The sequence below is a fragment of the Helicobacter rodentium ATCC 700285 genome (genome assembly GCF_000687535.1).
GTDB lineage: Bacteria > Campylobacterota > Campylobacteria > Campylobacterales > Helicobacteraceae > Helicobacter_D > Helicobacter_D rodentium.
Genome location: NZ_JHWC01000009.1, coordinates 45,921 through 64,048, shown reverse-complemented (window position 1 = coordinate 64,048; position 18,128 = coordinate 45,921). Strand labels below are relative to the sequence as shown.

Annotated in this window: 16 protein-coding genes; 8 read left to right on the top strand and 8 right to left on the bottom strand. The window is 39.1% G+C overall.

Going from position 1 to position 18,128, the window contains the following annotated elements:
- Positions 1-4: 4 nt before the first annotated feature.
- The 3 genes from BS85_RS0107820 (at position 5) to BS85_RS11095 (ending at position 4,979) form a co-directional block, all read left to right on the top strand.
- Positions 5-1,426: an alanine/glycine:cation symporter family protein gene (locus BS85_RS0107820; protein WP_026944301.1), complete on the top strand. Its 1,422-nt coding sequence runs from the start codon at positions 5-7 to the stop codon at positions 1,424-1,426.
- A gap of 84 nt (positions 1,427-1,510) precedes the next feature.
- Positions 1,511-1,699, top strand: coding sequence for a hypothetical protein (locus tag BS85_RS11525; RefSeq protein ID WP_156938092.1), 189 nt, complete (start codon positions 1,511-1,513; stop codon positions 1,697-1,699).
- A gap of 151 nt (positions 1,700-1,850) precedes the next feature.
- Positions 1,851-4,979: a capsular polysaccharide export protein, LipB/KpsS family gene (locus tag BS85_RS11095; RefSeq protein ID WP_169734700.1), complete on the top strand. Its 3,129-nt coding sequence runs from the start codon at positions 1,851-1,853 to the stop codon at positions 4,977-4,979.
- A 95-nt stretch (positions 4,980-5,074) separates the two neighbouring features.
- Here BS85_RS11095 and BS85_RS11520 read toward each other — a convergent pair whose 3' ends face one another.
- Positions 5,075-5,218 (bottom strand): hypothetical protein, encoded by a 144-nt coding sequence (locus tag BS85_RS11520; protein ID WP_156938091.1) that lies wholly within the window; start codon positions 5,216-5,218, stop codon positions 5,075-5,077.
- 40 nt (positions 5,219-5,258) lie between these two features.
- On the opposite strand from BS85_RS11520, the gene BS85_RS11515 reads away from it, so the two are divergent.
- Positions 5,259-5,459 (top strand): hypothetical protein, encoded by a 201-nt coding sequence (locus BS85_RS11515; protein ID WP_156938090.1) that lies wholly within the window; start codon positions 5,259-5,261, stop codon positions 5,457-5,459.
- Here BS85_RS11515 and dcd read toward each other — a convergent pair.
- Entirely contained in the window at positions 5,443-6,003 is a 561-nt protein-coding gene (gene dcd, locus BS85_RS0107805) for a dCTP deaminase (RefSeq protein WP_026944299.1), read from the bottom strand. The genes BS85_RS11515 and dcd overlap by 17 nt on opposite strands.
- A 117-nt stretch (positions 6,004-6,120) precedes the next feature.
- Here dcd and accB point away from each other — a divergent pair, with 117 nt between their 5' ends.
- From accB to BS85_RS0107790, 3 genes are all read left to right on the top strand, one after another.
- On the top strand, positions 6,121-6,585 hold the full coding sequence (accB, locus tag BS85_RS0107800) for an acetyl-CoA carboxylase biotin carboxyl carrier protein (RefSeq protein WP_026944298.1): 465 nt from the start codon (positions 6,121-6,123) through the stop codon (positions 6,583-6,585).
- On the top strand, positions 6,585-7,952 hold the full coding sequence (locus BS85_RS0107795) for an acetyl-CoA carboxylase biotin carboxylase subunit (protein WP_026944297.1): 1,368 nt from the start codon (positions 6,585-6,587) through the stop codon (positions 7,950-7,952). The genes accB and BS85_RS0107795 overlap by 1 nt, the downstream gene beginning before the upstream one ends.
- A gap of 70 nt (positions 7,953-8,022) precedes the next feature.
- A complete protein-coding gene (locus BS85_RS0107790; protein ID WP_026944296.1) occupies positions 8,023-8,778 on the top strand; it encodes a flagellin in 756 nt (251 codons plus the stop codon).
- Between the two features lie 244 nt (positions 8,779-9,022).
- Here the strand turns inward: BS85_RS0107790 and BS85_RS0107780 are convergent, their stop codons facing one another.
- From BS85_RS0107780 to BS85_RS0107755, 6 genes are read right to left on the bottom strand one after another with little or no spacing between them, the layout of a single operon-like run.
- Positions 9,023-9,901 carry a helix-turn-helix transcriptional regulator gene (locus BS85_RS0107780; RefSeq protein WP_026944295.1) on the bottom strand — a complete coding sequence of 293 codons (879 nt, stop codon included), beginning with the start codon at positions 9,899-9,901 and terminating at the stop codon, positions 9,023-9,025.
- Positions 9,902-9,904: 3 nt separating this feature from the next.
- Entirely contained in the window at positions 9,905-10,168 is a 264-nt protein-coding gene (locus BS85_RS0107775; RefSeq protein ID WP_026944294.1) for a hypothetical protein, read from the bottom strand.
- A 35-nt stretch (positions 10,169-10,203) separates the two neighbouring features.
- Entirely contained in the window at positions 10,204-12,534 is a 2,331-nt protein-coding gene (locus BS85_RS0107770) for a dynamin family protein (RefSeq protein WP_026944293.1), read from the bottom strand.
- 15 nt (positions 12,535-12,549) lie between these two features.
- Positions 12,550-12,966 (bottom strand): SMI1/KNR4 family protein, encoded by a 417-nt coding sequence (locus tag BS85_RS0107765; protein WP_026944292.1) that lies wholly within the window; start codon positions 12,964-12,966, stop codon positions 12,550-12,552.
- Positions 12,959-13,480: an HNH/ENDO VII family nuclease gene (locus tag BS85_RS10535; RefSeq protein WP_051604743.1), complete on the bottom strand. Its 522-nt coding sequence runs from the start codon at positions 13,478-13,480 to the stop codon at positions 12,959-12,961. Before BS85_RS10535 ends, BS85_RS0107765 begins: the two co-directional genes overlap by 8 nt.
- Positions 13,470-16,721, bottom strand: coding sequence for an ATP-binding protein (locus BS85_RS0107755; RefSeq protein ID WP_026944291.1), 3,252 nt, complete (start codon positions 16,719-16,721; stop codon positions 13,470-13,472). Before BS85_RS0107755 ends, BS85_RS10535 begins: the two co-directional genes overlap by 11 nt.
- A 648-nt stretch (positions 16,722-17,369) precedes the next feature.
- On the opposite strand from BS85_RS0107755, the gene dapF reads away from it, so the two are divergent.
- Entirely contained in the window at positions 17,370-18,107 is a 738-nt protein-coding gene (gene dapF / locus BS85_RS0107750; RefSeq protein ID WP_026944290.1) for a diaminopimelate epimerase, read from the top strand.
- Positions 18,108-18,128: the final 21 nt, after the last annotated feature.

Below are 18,128 nucleotides of genomic sequence, written 5' to 3'. Positions count from 1 at the left end.
TGATATGGATTTTTCAGAAGTGGTTTTAGAATTTTCAAATCTTATAGATGCGTTGAGTGGGTTTTTATACACTTATATTTTGATTTTTCTACTCCTTGCTTGTGGGCTTTATTTTACTATCAAAACGCGCTTCATTCAGTTTCGTTTTCTCTCTGATGTGTTTTTTATCCTTAAAGAAAAAGGACAAAAGGAGCATATTTCACCCTTTGGTGCGTTGATGATTTCAACGGCTTCTAGAGTGGGGATTGGCAATATCGTGGGTGTTGGTGTGGCGATTAGTTTAGGTGGCGTTGGTGCTTTGTTTTGGATGTGGGTGGTGGCGATTGTTGGGGGTGCAAGTGCCTTTATAGAAAGCACTTTGGCGCAAGTTTATAAAAGAAGCGATGGAGAGTTTAATTACAAGGGAGGACCCGCTTATTACATAGAAAGTGCTTTGGGTTCAAGAGTTTTTGGTATTATTTTTGCCATTTCTCTTATTGCCTGTTTTACTTATGGTTTCAATGGCTTGCAATCTTTCACGCTAACAAGTGCTTTTGAGGTTTATGTAGGCAGTGAGGCTTTCAATGAGGGTTCGTTGAAGATTTTTATCGGCATTATCGTGTCTATATTGGTGGCTGGATTCTACTTTGGAACTTCTAAAGCAAGTGCCATTATAAGCTCGGTGCTTGTGCCTGTAATGGCTTTTTCGTATTTGATTGTTGCCCTTGTCGTGATAGTGTTGCATTTTGATGCGATTCCAAATGCTTTTAGTCAAATTTTTGCACAAGCCTTTGATTTTGAATCCATTTTTGGGGGATTTTCGGGCAGTGCTATGGTGATAGGTATCAAAAGGGGTTTGTATTCCAATGAGGCAGGTATGGGTTCTGCGCCCAACGCTGCGGCGGCTGCACACACGACTCACCCCGCAAAGCAAGGTATGGTGCAGACTTTGTCTGTATTCATAGATACTTTAATTATTTGTTCCGCAACTGCTTTAATGGTAATTTGCTCCAATGTAGAGAATCTCAAGGAATTTAAAGGTTTTCCTCTTGTGCAAAAGGTGATGGAAGGGTATTTTGGGGAATTTGGCTTGCATTTTATTAGCGTTGCGGTGGTGCTTTTCGCTTTCACTTCTTTGATTGGCAATCATTTTTATGCGGAAGCGAATTTTAAATTTATCACAAAAAATAAAATTGCTTTAAATATTTTTCGTATAACAGCCGTTTTTGCAGTTTTCTTAGGTTCGCAAGTTAGCCTTGATTTAGCTTGGAATACCGCTGATGTAGTGATGGGAGTTACAGCAATCATTAATATTATAGCGATTTTATTACTCGGAAACATTGCTATAAAAGTGTTAAAAGATTATGAAAGACAAAAGAAAGAGGGAAAAAATCCGGTCTTTAAAGCAAGTGATGTGGGAATCCATAATACAGAATTTTGGAAATAAAGATAGATCATAGTATCTTATTGCGCCATTGCGTCTTACTTTTGTATTCCCGAATACTAGTGTTACGCGCTTTGGATTCCGTCGTTGCGAGGCAAAGCCGAAGCAATCTATAAATACGCACACAGAAATATTCACAATGGAATCTTTAAGACAATTCAAGATTATAGATTGCCACGAAGTCTTACGACTTCTCGCAATGACGCAGTGGTTAGTTTTCTGTCATTGCGAGGAATGAGTGCAACGAATGACGAAGCAATCTATAATCTAGCATAAAGCAAATAGAGCAATGGAAACTTTACAAACGAGATTCCGCATTATAGATTGCTACGAAAATTTTATAAATTTTCTCACAAGGGCAGAATCCAAACTGCCTTTTATTATATAATTACCCTTTTAATTTTTGAGAGCATTAAAGGCATTATCCTTGTTAAGTTTTATTATTCCGATATTTTATAAAAACTCTGATTCTTTTATCTACAAAAGAGCTTTAGAATTAATAGAAAAATTTAAAGGAAAAGAGTCTTTTGAAGTGATTTTTGCTGATTGCAGCAAAGATAGTCTGCTAAAAAGCACCGATGCAAATATTAAAATTATACATTCACCCTCCAAAGAGCAGATTTTTTCTCCCGCGTATGCTAGAAATCAAGCAGTAAGTCTCGCAACGCAAAAATATTTGTTTTTTTATGATGTGGATATGGATTATTCTAGTAATTTTGAATCCTTGCTACTTCAAGAGATAGAATCTAAGCTAGAGAGTGGCAAGAGGCGATTCCTCTCACTCCCATTTTTGTATTTGACGCGTGAGGGGACAATGTTTTTTGAGCAAACAAGAGATTCTGCCACATTACAAAGAAGTTTTTTAAAGGGTGAAAATCATCTTGTGGAGAGTATTTCGGCTAATAGCTCGGCAATCATCATAGAGAAGCAATATTTTGAAAGTTTAGGAGGCTTTAGAGAGGATTTTTTAGGACACGGGGGAGAGGATTTTGAGTTTTTGCACAGACTTGCTGCACTAAGTCCCCATTCTCAAAAACCACAAGACTATTATACCGATGTGCGACACCAATTTTTAGGGGACGCAAAGGGATTTAGAAAATATCTTAGCTTTTATTCTCTACCTTACTTTTTTAAAGGCTTGGTTTTGCTTCATCGGTGGCGTTCTATGGCACTCATAAATGCTTTTTATTTCAGACGCAAACCCAATGAGCAACTTTTGTTGGAGAGTATGCGACGCTTTGACGCACAAAATGTAGGTTGGCAATCCCAAAAACCTATGCAAAACCTGCGGGATTTCATTCTTTCTTTGATGAACCAATTTGGCTATCCATTGGAGGATTATCCCGGATTCTTTGAGCTTGGCAAGGGAGTGAAGCCTATCAAAAAACCCTTAAGTGGCAAAATAAGAAAACTCCTTACAAGACCTAAAGAGTTTTTTGGTGATAGTGCGTTACTGAAAAAGGCAACGCATTTAAGGATTCCAACCTTTATCTATCTTTGGGCTTTTTATGATTTTTTAAAACCTAAAAGAGCCTATCCTAAGCAGCTTTTAGAAAATTCTCCGCCTATTTTTCCAAGTAGAGCAAAGATTACAAAAGATTCTGCGTTTTATGGCTGGGGGCGCAAAAAAACAGGCTTTAATGCCATAGCCTTAGCGCAAAAATACCATTGCAAATTTGTTTTACTAGAAGACGGATTTATCCGCTCCTTTGACTTGGGCGTTAAGGGTGCGTCTAGTTTTTCTTTGGTGCAAGATGAGGTTGGAATTTATTATGACGCAACTCGCCCAAGTGCATTAGAAAATCTGCTCAACACATATGATTTTCAAAGAAATTCTGCCTTGCTTGATACTGCTAGAGAGGCAATGCGGTGGATTGTCCAGCATAATATTTCTAAATACAACTGCACCCAAGATGTCCCGCAAGGTTATTTTGATTCCAATAAAGAAAGAGTTTTAATCATTGCGCAAACGCACAAGGATTCTAGCTTGTTATATGGCTATGGTGAGAAATTTAGCACAAAGGAGATGATAGAATCTGCACATTTAGAGAATCCAAATGCTAAGATTTACCTTAAAATTCACCCCGATGTCTTGAGCGGGAAGCGACAATCTGATATTGAGCCTCACGAGATTCCACCCTTTTGTCAGGTGATAACAGAGGATTTTAATCCCCTCTCTTTGTTGAAATTTTTTGCTAAAGTCTATACCAAAACTTCCCAAATGGGTTTTGAGGCTTTGCTTGTAGGGTGTGAGTGTGTATGTTATGGAATGCCTTTTTATGCAGGTTGGGGGCTTACGATAGACAAGCAAACTTGCGTAAGGCGGAATCGCAAGTTGAGTTTAGAGGAGGTTTTTGCTGCAAGTTATATTCTTTATACGCAATACTACAATCCCATTTATCAGCGCAAGAGCGATATTATGGATACCTTGCGCACGATTGCGCGTTATAAGCCTTTGTATCTCAAAACAAATCATAAGGCTTATTTTTTTGGATTTTCCTATTGGAAACATAATTTTATCAAGCCTTTTGTTCCTAATTATTCGCCACAAGATTTAATTTTTATTAATCCAATTTCAGATAGTCCGTTAGAGATGGCATTAAAAAGGGGGTTGGATTTAAAGAGTGATATTTTTATTTGGGGACGCAAAAGTTTTCCAGAAGTAGAATCCTACGCTAAGGAAAAGGGCTTAAAAGTCGTGCGTGTAGAAGATGGATTTATTCGTTCCCTTTCACTTGGTTCAGATCTTACGCGCCCTTTTTCTCAAGTTTTTGATGCACAAGGAATGTATTTTGACCCCACGCAAACAAGTGATTTAGAAGAGATTTTGCAATCTGCGCAATTTGACACAACACTTTTACAAGAATCCTATGAGCTAAAAAACAAGATTCTAAAAAATAAGATTTCTAAATACAACATTAATTCCCATAAACAATTGCAAATTCCAACAAATAAGACAAAGATTCTAGTGAGCGGACAAGTAGAAGATGATGCTTCTATAGCTTATGGTGCGCCCGGTGAGACGAATCTTTCTTTACTCAAGAGGGTAAGAGAGGAGAATCCCAATGCCTATATCCTTTACAAGCCTCACCCTGATGTGCTAAGTGGGAATCGTATTGGGCAAATTGAGCCACAAATTGCGTTAAAATATTGCGATGAGATAATAGACAATGTGAGCTTATTCTCTGCGATAGAAGCGGTAGATGAAGTGCATATTCTCACTTCGCTTAGTGGGTTTGAAGCTCTGCTCTATGGTAAAAAGGTTGTTACTTATGGAATGCCTTTTTATGCAGGTTGGGGGCTTACGATAGACAAGCAAACTTGCGCAAGGCGGAATCGCAAGTTGAGTTTAGAGGAGTTATTTTGTGGAGCATATTTGCTTTATCCGCGCTATATTCACCCTAAAACATTGGAGTTTTGCTCTCCTAGTGTGCTAGTAGAGGAGCTAGAGAAAGAGAGGCAAAGAATGCAAAAGGATAAATTTTATAGCTTTAGAATCCGCCTTTATTCTTTTGTTTCAAGAAAAGCGCAAAGAATTCTAAAGGCATTGAAGTAGATTCTGCTTTGTCATTGCGAGGCGCGAAGCAACGAAGCAATCTATAATTATACAAAAAGTAAATCTTTACAATCTCCTTTGAATATTTTAAGATTCTATTGTTGTGTTTTCTTGAATCTCGCATTATGGATTGCCACGAATCGCGTTGCAATTCTTGCAATGACAAAAAGCCAAAGCGTCTGCCACCTTGTCATTGCAAGGCGAAGCCAAAGCGTCTGTTGCGAAAGCAACCGACCCACACTTGCAAATCCATCATCAAATATAAAAGAAATCTTTACAATGAAATCCTTTAAAGAAGCGCAACATTATAGATTGCCACGAAAATTTTTCAAATTTTCTCACAATGGCGAAGCGGAGAGCGTGGATTGCCACAGCCTAACGAGGCTTTGTGATGACAAAAAAGGGGTAATGCGCCACGATTCCGCTAATGCAGAATCTCACAAGGACGCAATGCTAAGAATCCTTATTTCAAGATTCTAGGTAGGGTAATGCCTTGCTGTTTTTGGTATTTACCCTTTTTATCCTTATAGCTCACTTCACAATCCCTATCTCCCTCTAAAAACAGCACTTGTGCAATTCCCTCATTGGCGTAAATTTTAGCAGGAAGTGGCGTAGTGTTGCTAATTTCAATCGTGATATGCCCCTCAAACTCCGGCTCAAAAGGCGTAACATTGACGATGATTCCACATCGCGCATAAGTGCTTTTGCCCAAACAAATGGCTAAAATATTGCGCGGAATTTTAAAATATTCAATCGTTCTTGCAAGTGCAAAAGAATTGGGTGGCACGATACACACATCGCCGACAAAATCCACAACATTGGCGGAATCAAAGTTTTTTGGATCTACCACCATTGCATTAATGTTTGTAAAAATTTTAAACTCATTGCTGACACGAATATCATAGCCATAGCTAGAGAGTCCATAGCTGACCACGCCTTGCCCCACTTGATTTTCACAAAAGGGTTCAATCATTGCGTGTTTTGTTGCCATTTCACGAATCCAAGTATCTTCTTTTAAGCCCATTTTGATTCCTTATTTAGTTTTTTAATTAAATTATGATATTATAACAGATTAAACAAGCAAAAAACTTTGGAATCCCCAAAGAATGCTTCAAGAATTTATTTTTAAAAAGGCTTTAAAATGAATTTTAAAGAGATAAAAGAGCTCATAGAAATCTTTGATGCGAGTAATTTGAATCGCTTAAGCATTTCACAAGAAAATTCAAAAATTAAACTTGAAAAGGGTATTAGCAATGTGAGTGTGTCTGCTCCTGTTGTGCAAACAACACCAGCTCCAGCTCAAGTATCACAAAGCCTTCCTCAAGTCGCACCTGTCGCTTCTGCTCCTGTTGCACCACTTTTGGCGGGTGAAACGATTAATTCTCCAATGGTTGGAACATTTTATCGTTGTCCAAGCCCCGATACTCCAGCGTATGTAAATGTCGGTGATAAGGTAAAAAAAGGACAAACATTAGGAATCATTGAGGCAATGAAAATTATGAATGAAATTGAAGCAGAGTTTGATTGCAAGATTTTGGAGATTATCCCTAATGATGCACAACCTGTGGAATACAATTCTCCCTTGTTTGTGGTGGAGAAAATCTAATGCAAGAGAAAAAAGAGATTCAAACCATTTTGATTGCTAATCGTGGTGAGATTGCGCTAAGAGCAATTCGCACGATTAAAGAAATGGGAAAAAAGGCGATTGCGGTTTATTCTACTGCAGATAAAGACGCGCATTATTTGGATTTAGCAGATGCAAAGGTGTGCATTGGTGGGGATAAATCCAGCGAGAGCTATTTGAATATCCCTGCGATTATTTCTGCTGCGGAGTTGTTTAAAGCCGATGCGATTTTTCCGGGATATGGGTTTTTGAGTGAGAATCAAAATTTTGTGGAGATTTGTAAGCACCATAAAATAGAATTTATAGGACCAAACCCCGATGTAATGGCTTTGATGAGCGATAAAAGCAAGGCAAAAGAAGTGATGAAAAATGCAGGTGTGCCTGTGATTCCGGGAAGCGATGGCGCAGTGGAATCCAAAGAGGAGGCACTCAAACTTGCAAAAGAAATCGGTTATCCTGTTATCTTAAAAGCCGCAGCAGGTGGGGGCGGACGCGGTATGCGTATCGTGGAAAAAGAAGAAAATATGTTTAACGCTTATCTTGCGGCGGAATCCGAGGCGATTAGCGCATTTGGTGATGGCACGATTTATATGGAAAAGTTTATTGATAAGCCAAAGCATATAGAAGTGCAGATTTTAGCCGATAAGCACGGCAATGTTTTGCATATAGGAGAGAGGGATTGCTCCTTGCAAAGACGACATCAAAAACTTATTGAGGAATCCCCAGCACCCACATTAGAGCCAAAAACGCGTGAGAAATTGTTGCAAACCGCAATCACCGCGACAAAGGCGATTCAATATGTGGGCGCGGGGACTTATGAGTTTTTGCTAGATTCCAATCAAAACTTCTATTTTATGGAAATGAATACGCGTTTGCAAGTGGAACACCCTGTGAGTGAGCTTGTGAGTGGATTGGATATTATTGAGCTGATGATTAAAATTGCGGAGGGAGAGGAGTTGCCTAAGCAGGATTCCGTGCAGTTTAAGGGCTGTGCAATGGAATGCAGAATCACAGCAGAAGATCCAGTGAAATTTTATCCATCAGCAGGTAAAATTACAAAGTGGATTGCACCGGGTGGGAACAATGTGCGCTTGGATAGCCACGCGTATGCGGGGTATGTCGTGCCAATGTTTTATGATTCTATGATTGGCAAACTCATTGTGTGGGGTAGGAATCGCAAAGAAGCGATTGCGAGAATGTCGCGCGCTTTAGATGAGTTTTGTGTGGAGGGAATTAAAACCACGATTGCATTTCATCAAGAAATGATGAAAAATGACGATTTTAAGAGAGGAGTGATTCATACGAAATATTTAGAGCAAAAAATGGCAAGTGATTCGGCTAAGAAATAAAAGGTGGAACAGAAAATGCTTGTAGTTTTGAAAAATTGCAAGGAAGCAAATAACATTTAAGGAGATTAAGATGAAAATCGGTAATACACAAAGTGCGAATGAAAGCTTGATTAGTTTAAATAAGGCAAAAGAGGACGAAAAGAGTACGTTAAAAAAGATTTCCTCCCAGCGTCCATTGGAGGCAACAGATGGTGCGAGTTTGGCTCTAGCAAATGCGCTTTTAGCACAGGCAAACTCAATGTCTCAAGGAATCCGCAATGCAAATGACGCGTTAGGCGTTATGCAAATTGCAGACGCGACACTTTCTAATATTACAGATTCCGCAATTCGTATGAATGAACTTTCTGTAGCTTTGGGGAATCCTGCGTTAAACAATGAGCAAAGAGCAATGATTGAAAGTGAGGCGAATGCGCTAACACAAGCGATGAGCGATGCGACAAATCAAGCGGTTTTCAATGGCAAAAATGTCTTTAGTGGGCAAATGAGCTTTGTTACAGGCAATGGAACAGAGAGTATCAATATGCAAGCTCCTAATGTTTCAGGCTTAAGCGTGAATAATCAGCAAAGTATTTTGAATTTCATCAATAATGTAAATATGAGCCGCGCGGATATTGGTGCTGCGATGAATGGAATCCAATCGGGCGTGAATGCAAGTATGAACACAGTCGTAAATCTTAAAGCCGCAGAGGGTGGGCTAATGAAAGATGATTTGGCTGAAAATTATAACCAATTAAATAATGCAAAAATTAGAGAAAACGCTTCTCTTTATGCTGCAACCTTCAACACACAATATCTACAAAGCCGCTTAGACGCATTGCTTGGCTAAGCAAATCAAACCACCTTTCTAGGGTAGCAAATGCTACTCTAGTTTAAAATCTCAAGAGTAAAAACTTGCAAATTTTTGCGATGACAAGAAGCTAACCACTCCGTTATTGCGAACGCAGTGAAGCAATCCATAATGTAAATTTGTCTTTAAAGCATATTTTTTCGTCATTGCGGGGCAACGCTGAAGCGCACAATCCGCAAGGATTTTGCCCACACTTGCAAATCCATAATCTTATATCTAGCTTTTAAGATTCCATTGCAAAAGTTTGCTTTAAATATTTCTCTAAATTTTCACGCAATTTATCTTGCAAACTTTGTGGGCTTAGGATTGTGATATAAGGAATCCATTGTTGCACGAGGCGTAAAATCTCGTCATCGTAGGCAAATTTTGTAGAAAGCGTCAGGCTTGTGTCGGAGTTTTCTAGGATTGTGTAATTGCTCAAGATTGGTTTTCGGAAAAAATACGCAAAAGCTTCGGAGCTGATTTGCAAAATTGCTTCCGATTCCTTTTTGGCAAACCAAAGATTCCTATTTTGCTTGATTTGCTCTAGCAACTTTTGGCTGGGTTGGAATCCCTCATCACTTGTCGCAAGATTAGAAATTTTGCTTAATGTGAAGTTTTTTAACTGATGATTTTCCTCTGCTAAAAGATACCAAACCCCATAATTATTGACAAGCTTATAAGGCTTTGCATTGCGGGGTTTTTGCGCATAATTAAAGGTTAGAATCTTATGATTTTTAACCGCTAGAGAGAGGGTGTTAAAGAGTTGTGTGTTTGTCCAATGCTCATACCCTTGATTTTTTACCAAATAAATGGGGTCTTTTAAAGCGGTTTTCAAAAAGTTGCAATCTATGCTTGGAAAAAGATTTTCAATGCCACTTAAAGCTACAAAATCTTGCAGGTTTTTAAGGTTTAGTTTGCCTAGAGAGTTTGGCTCTAGGCGATAGAGGTTGCCCTCTTTAAGTAACAGGGATTCAAAATGTTTCAAATCCCTTTGAATCGTGCGCACACTGACATTAAATTCCTCCGCTAACTCTCTAGCGCAGAGTGCTTCTCCATTGTTTAGCTTTAGCAAAATCTGCACAAGGCGCGTAGCGAGTGTATCGCTTTTGGTCGGATTCATTGCTTAAGACTTTGGTTTGTTTTTTAGCGCGTCTTTTACCATTTTATCCAAATCGGGAAAGTCGCGCAATGTGCGAGTATCTAGCATATTTTCTAATGCCTCCCAATTTTTTGAGCGGGTGAAGTTTTCTATATTTGTTTTGGTTCTATTGTATCGCATTTGGTCGTCTTTGCTTAATCCCGTATTTGATGAATTTTTTATCAGATATGCGACTGTTCCTCCGACTGTAATAATGGCTAAGACTCCGATGACTGCTAATGTATCCATTTGTTCTCCTTTCTTTAGAATTTGGGTTAAATGATTTAAAATCCCATTTTTTCTTGTGTGTTTGTTAGCACCTTTTGTTGTCTTTGGGATTTCTTAAGATTGCTCTGCGCGTTTTGGATTTCCTCCTCTAGCTTGTTTATTTCTTGGGTTTTGCTCTCTACAATCTCCCTTATCGCCTTTTGCAGTGTCTTGCTCCCAAAGGCGGAAATGGCGTCTTGGTGTCGCTTGATTTCCATAGCCTTAAATTCTGTTGTCATGTTTGTGAATGTGCTTGCGATTGCTTGTTGCAGTTCTTTTGGATTGATTGTAAGTGTGTGCTCTTCGGCTTTAGTTTGCACCCTTTTGGTATCCCACCAACTAAAGGGATTCCACCAACTTGAATCGCTCACTTCTTTGTATTGCGCCTCTTTAAAGGTATAGCTTAAAACACTTTTAGGAATGCTTGTAGAGAGGTTTAAGGCTTCCGAATAGTCTATGGCAATGGGTTGCATTTGCTCTTTTAGATCTACTTGCAATGTTTGGTTCAAGCGTTTTTCTATTGCGCTTTTGAAGTCTTGTAGGCTTGTGTTGCATTGGGCATTTAGGCTTACATAGTGGCATTTGATTTCGGATTGAATGTCTAGGAAGTTGTTCTTGCAATTTTCAATCAGAGAACTAATGTATTTGTTTGTTTCGGAATGGATAGAATCTGCCTGATTCTTACTTTTGAGACTAAGAGTGCTTGGTTCTAAGTATTCCTTCTTAGTTTTTTGCGTTTCTACTGCATGGAAACTAGAAAGGAAGTTAGTAGATGAATTTTTATTTTCTGAATTCCCTAGTTCTTTAAAAATGCTTTCAAAATGGGAAAGGAAGTTAGTAGATGAATTTTTATTTTTGGCAGATGAATTTTTATTTTCTGAATTCCCTAGTTCTTTAAAAATGCTTTCTACTTGTTTTGCTGGATTTTTGTTTCCTTCCACAAACTCGTGCATAAAGATTACCGCTTTTAGCACGATTTCCTCTACCTTGTTTGTAAATTCCTGCTCTATCCATTTTTCTATCGTGGATTCTACCTGCTCCTTTGCTTTCTCCTTGCTTTTGGTGACGTTTTCTTGCGTCTTCTCTTGGAGTGGGGGTAGCTCCTTTTGTAGAAACTCTTTTGCATTTTTTATATTTTCCTCTGCTTCTGGATTTTGGAGATTTTGAATGCTTGTTTCTATTGCGTTGCTTTCCTCTCTTAGAATGTCTTTTATTTCATCGGATTTTTTTTCTAAAATCTTGCCCACGACTTGTTTGTTAATGTGGTCATTTATCGCTTTTTCTAGCTTTTCAAAGCTTGTGTAGTCTATGCACTCTTGTTCCCATTTTTCATCAAATATTCTTTGAAATTTCTTTTGAAAAATATCTAGGGCGTCTTCTTCATCGCCTGTGAGCGGTTGTCCGCCATTCTCCATTCTACTCTCCATTCTACGTAAGAGTTCATAATAAGAGGAGAGTGCAAAGATTTGTGGATTTTGGATTCTGTGATTCTCTGCTGCTTTTTGTAATTTCTCAAAAGCTTCTGCTTCGTGTCTGCCCCAATATTTCTTTGTTAGCTCCTTTTCTCTCTCGCGGGAATAATCTTTGTCATTTTTCATTAATTTGTTATTATCCTCAAACGCCATATCTATTTTATTGAGCAAGAAAAAAACTTCAAAGTCTTCATCCTTTTCTTTGCGTTTTTCTATCGTACGCCATAGTCCTTGTTCATCGTTTTGTTCATCGTTTTGTTCATCGTTTTGTTTACCTATTCCAAGATTCGCGTCTAATTGCCCATAGTCAAAGACAAAGAGTGCCATATCTACATCGTTTAATGTGTCTTTTGTCTGTTCTTTGTGTTTGTCTGCAGATTCACCTTGGTTGTTTGGTCCGGGCGTGTCAATGAAAAGAATCTCTATATTTTCTTGCTCGTTTTGGATATGCAAAAAGGGATAGGAGAGCGTGATTTTCTTTACTCCTTTGTATTTGTCCTCGCATTTGGAATCTTTTTGTGCGTATTGCTTGAGTTCTATAAAGTCCTTTTCCTCTAGTGTAATGGGGGATTTATTCCCAAAAAATACCTCCGCCTTTTTTGGAATGTCTGGCATAGAAGTGATTTCTACAATGCAATCGGAAGTGGCTTCAGTAAAGCTTGGGAGAATCTCTCTCCCAAAGAGCGCGTTAATAAGCGTGGATTTCCCTGCGCTCATATTGGCAACGACTGCGATTTTGTAGATTTGTTTGCCTTTAAGCTTTTCTTTGAGCTCTTGTAGGGTATTTTCCCTCAAGGCGTTTGGATATTCTTTAAAATATTCCTCTAATGCCTCAATCTTGTTAAACAAATCTTTTATTGTGCGTAACTCTATCATTCTGTCTCCTTTTGATTAAAGTGCTTGAATTTCTTTTGCTAAAAATTCGCCTAAGGTTTGGTTTAATCTTTTTGCCTCGTCATATTGGCAATAATACACATTGTCCTTGCAATCTATGCAATAAAAATTACCATCTCCTACATCTCCAATCACAATTAAATCTTTAGCAAAGTTTGGTATTTTTTCTCGCATAGATAAAGTGGCAAAAATAGCACTTGGAATCGCATTATTTTCTCCACAGATTCCATAAAACTCTAAATATTCCGCGTTTAAAAACCCAAAATTTTTGAGAAACTGCTTGTATTCCTCTCCCAAAGTAAGCCCTAGCTGTTTTTGCATTGCGCTAATTTGCTCATCACTAGCGGGTGTGCCTTTGTAAAGTGTTATTTTTCGCTCTTTTGCTAGATTTTCTAATTCTGAAATTTTAGTCATTTTTTACTCCTTGTTGTGCTTTGATTTCTGCTGCTCTTGCTTTCCAATGTTCTGCTCTTTCTTTGGCAAAGCTACCCCTATCAATTTCACTTGGTCTGTTTTTGTCGTGCAAAATTTTATCATTTTCTTTGTGTGTCTTGTCTGGTAGCTCCGCAAGTGGAGAATCCTTGCCTTGTCCTATATGGTGCAGATTGTAAGGATCACCATTTTTATCTATTGGTGGAAGTCCTCTTTCCATTCTCTCCAAATTTGTGCGTCCTTCAGAATCCTTTAGATTTGGGTCTATGCTGTTGTCCTTTAAAACAGGTTTATCATTGATAACCCCTTCTTCCAAACCAAGTTCTTTATAAATCTCTAATTCCTCTTTGCTGCGAATGTAATCGTTAATGGCATCGGAATAAGGAGAATTTTCCTTGATTTTTTTGTTTTCCTCAATTTTCATTCGCGTTTCGTCTGCAATGATTGGTTGCTTTAATTCCTCATTTTTAGGAATTTCTTGAGGTTTAAAAAACATTTTTACTCCTTTGGTTATTATATATAATTTTTAAAGAATCTCTAAGGGATTGATTTGTTTGAATCTTTTCAAAGATAATTCTTAACGCCTCATCTAATCCACTGCCTAAGTTTGGGCTTTGTTGAATGGTTTGATTGACTTTCTCCCATAAGCCCTTTGCCTCAATATTTTCTAGTATGAAAAGCGTGTAGTTTATCGCCTCGTCCTCTTGCTTGGAATCTGTGGAATTGGGTTTTAGATTTTCATTATAGAAGCATTCTTGCAATTCTTGCTTTGCTTTTGTTATGCCCTCTTTGTTTTCTAATGCCTTTATCAAATCCAAACTTGCCTTATAGGCGTTTTTGTAATCCTCAATTAAGCGATAATTGCTTGTTTTGGAGAGGTGTTTAAACTGCTTCCAACCCCTTAGGAAAAGATGAAAAATCACTGGGTTGCTATGTTCTGCTTTATAGGTTCTAAGCAGCTTGATGAAATTTTCCCATTTTTCTTGTATCGTCTGTTCCTCTTGGTTTAGAATCGCGGCGTTAAGAACCTCAAGTAGGGCTAATTTCGCTTGTAGCTTTGGAATATTGTTGATTTGATTTAGGTAGTCTTTGGATTGCCTGCCGCTTTCTTGGGATTCTGTATTTTCTGTGTTGCAAAACTCCCACTCACCGATAAATTCGTGTTTGTATTTTGGGTGGTTTGCATAGAATCTTGCTCTAAAATCTGCAAACTCCTCTTCCTCTGCTTTTTGCGATTCTATTGCGTCAATTTGCACCATAAAGGCTTGGTGAATGTCTTTGTTATGCACAATGGCTTCGCCCGTTTTGAGTTCGGCAATGTCTAGGATTTGGTTTTGGGTAAGATTGATTGCGTTGCCGACAATTTCTCTATCCTCTTTATCCATTGTGCGCTGCAAGATTTTAATATTGGTGTTTTTCACCACATCGGGGTGAAGCTTGGAGGCGATTTGGTCTGCGATGATAAGCCCTTGTCCATAGGAGCGAATCTCTGCTAAGAGGTTGGTAAAGGTTTCAACCGCCTTGCCTTTTGCGTTTGCTTCCTCGCCTTTTTGGCTAGAGATATTTGGCAAAAGTCTGTGGGCTTCCTCTATGACACAGATGTGTTTTAGCTCTCCTTGTGCGTCCCCTTGCTCCTCTTTGTATTGATAAAGCCGATTGAGCAACAATCCCATTAAAAACGCCTTTTCCTCATCGTCTGCGATACTAGATAGTTCAATGATTGTAGGCTTTTCAAACAAAATGTTAGAATCCAAACAATGCCTTGAGTTGAAAATCCTGCCTTTTGCGCCTAATGTAAGGTTTTCTATGCGCGTTTTAAGTGCGGCTTTGATGTTTTGGTCAAACTCTTGTGCATAACCGGAGCTTTCTACGACTGCATCAATCTTGTCTCTTAAATCCTCCATTGTAGGAAAAAGAAGAGTTTTGTTGTCGTAATTTGCACTTTTGGATTCTACATAGGCGGGGTTATCCTCTGTTTCAAAGCTCCAACCCTTATCCTCATACACGGTGTGGATTGCCTTTTCTAAGATGATTGGCATAATCCCATACATAGGAAACGCGGAAGTAAAGGCGACTTTTAGCATATCGGTGTGCTTGGTTAGTGTTGTAATGGGATTCTCTCTCGTGAAGTGAAAGACAAAGGGATTAAACCTGAAGCAATCCCCCAAACTTCCGGGCTTGAAGACTTGCAAGTCTGGAATCTCTTTGATGAGGTGCTTGTATTCGCTTTTTGCGGGTTCAATGACTAAAAAGGGTAGCTTTAGCTCGTTGTGAAGTTTTGTTAAAAGCAGCTTGATTGTGTTAGATTTGCCGCTGCCTGTGATTCCGCTTACAAACAAATGTGAGTTTAGCGCACGCGTAGAGAGCCTGAAACGTTGGGAAGTTGGTAGTCTTTTGTTTAGCACCTCGCCAATTTCTATGTAGGATTCGTTTTCTTTCGTGAGGGCTTGTGTCAAGCCGAAGTTTGCAGTGCGACTGACACTGATTCCTTGTATATCGTTGTGTGGCAATGCAGCAAGGATAGAAAGCTCCTCTGTGCTAATCGCGGTAGAGAGCCCATAAAAAGAGGGGTGGATTGGGTGGAGATTGTCCTTGAGGTAAAACATTGGAACTTTGCTAATGGGTATTTGGGTTGTAGGGGTGAATCGCAAGGGTTCAAAAAAGCTCTCGTCCCCGCCATAGACGCTTTTAAGCGTGTGTTGGAGCTGGGATAAGGTTGGTTCATCGTCTGCTTGGATATAAAGCGCAGTATTCCACATACCATAGCTTAAGCCCTTTTGGAATCGTTCAATGTATTTGTCTATCATTTTTTCGCTTCCTTCCGCACCTTTGTTGATTTGCTCGTAGTTTATGCCTTTGGAATCGCCTTGTGTGTCTGTCGTTCCTCTGCTTGTAGAAGTGCTTTTGCTCGTGTTGGTTGTGGTGCTTGTAGAAGTGCTTTGGCTTTCTTGCTTATTGAATGCCATTGACGCTATATTTGCACTTGCACCGATTGCTCCTCTTAATAAAGGTGCAGCTGCACCTCCTGTTACTGCTGTGACAAAAACCGAAGCTCCTATGGTTGCTGCCGTTGCGATTCCACTTGCGATTTTACTTTTTGTGGATTGCTCGGAAGTTCCTTTACTCTCCGAATAAGAAGTGCTCTCCCCTTGCGTGTAGCTTTCACTCGTCGTTTCACTAAGAGCAAGGGAGCGATTCTGACTATAATTCAAACTCACCTTAGCGATTTTATGCACCTCATTGCCTAGTTCTTGGAGATTTGCAATGATTTCTTGAAGGATTGGCAAGGGGTAGGATTCTGCTACGATTAAAATGCGGAATCGTTTGCCCTGCATTGGAAAGAGGATTTTTTCTAAAGATTGTTTATAGGATTTATCCGAATCGCGTTTAAGCGCGGGAAGTCCTAGCATTGCTTTGGAGTATTTTAGCTCCTTTGTGAGTGGGCTTTCTTTGCAGGGGTTGCATTCAGAACCACCATAGATTCCACAAAATGTTTGCCTTAAAAACTCCGCATTGGTGTTTTCTGTATCGTTTGGATTCTTTGAAGTTCCAAAATAGAGGCTTATACCGCTTGTGTCGCTCTCTAACATATAGACAAATTTACCGGATTTTGACGCCATTGCGCTAAGGAGTTGTTGGAAATCTAGCAAGTTTATGTTGCTTGCGTCCTTTTCTCTATCATAAGCAATGTGTGAAATGCGGACAAACTCTATTGTTTCATCATTTTCTTGCTGCAACCTATTCTCTAGCGCAAAATATTCATAATTTCTGCGCTCTAAAAAGGAGGAAATGGAAGTGTCAAAGCTTTTGAAAAAACTAGGGAATTGTTGGTTAAGATTTTCTAGCTGAGCTATTTCTGCGGGGGGGGGGGGATTTTTGTAGCTTTATTGCGCAATTCTCTATCAGACATTATTGCACTCCTTATTGGAAATTTTGAGTTGATATTATAATATATTTTCTGTCATATTGTGTCGCTTTAAAAAAATGCAGTATTTTTTATTCTAAATTATAGATTTGCGCCAAAGCGGGTGTAAATGCTCACGTAAATGCACACCAAGAAAAGCTAACTACTTCATCATTACAAGGCAAAGCCGAAGCGCACAATCCGCAAGGATTTTGCCCACACTTGCAAATCCATAATCCTACATGCATTAAACTTCACAATCTCTTTTAAAGACTTTAAGATTCCATTGTTGTATTTACTTTAATCCCACATTATAGATTGCCACGAGGCTACGCCTCTCGCAATGACAGAAAAGTAAGGCGTCATTGCGAACGCAGTGAAGCAATCTATAATCTAACAAACATAGGATTATACAGATGTAATCTTTTGTTTTGTGTTAGATTGTGGTAAGATTTTCTAAAAATTTCCTCAAAGGCTTTTTATGTTTTTTAGTAAATATTCTGCAAGTGGTAATGATTTTATTCTCACGCATACCTTTGGATTCCAAAAACGCGTATGGGATAAACTTGCGCAAAAGATTTGCAATCGCCATCTTGGTGTTGGTGCAGATGGTCTGATTATCCTAAAGCCACATTTGGAATGCGATTTTGAATGGGAGTTTTATAATTGCGATGGCAGTGTGGCGGAAATGTGTGGCAATGGGAGTCGTGCAGCGGCAATGTATGCTTATCATCAAGGAATCGCGGGATTAAAGCAGAGATTCTTAACGCTAGCGGGTGTGATTGAAGCCACGATAGAGGGGGAGCAAGTGGAGAGTGTCCTAGGGGTGGCAAAAGTGTTGCAAGAGGGGATTTGCGAGTATGGCAGGACTTGGAATCTCCTTGATACAGGTGTGCCCCATCTTGTTTGCGAGGGTGGCGAGGGGCTAAGCAAGGAGGATTTACGTGCTTTGCGCCATAAATACAATGCCAATGTGAATGTTGCAGAGATTCTGCAAGATAGGGTGATTGCACGCACTTTTGAACGCGGTGTGGAAGATGAGACTTTGGCATGTGGCACAGGAATGGCGGCAATGTTTCATTCTCTTTTTTCTTTGGGCAAGATTCCAAACCCTTGCCTTTTTAATCCTGCAAGTGGCGAGGAAGTGTTTTTGAGGGAGAGTGGCGGAAAGCTATTTTTAAAAGGCAAGGTTAGCAAAATTTGTGATTTTGTAATGTAGAATCCAAACTGCTACGGAATT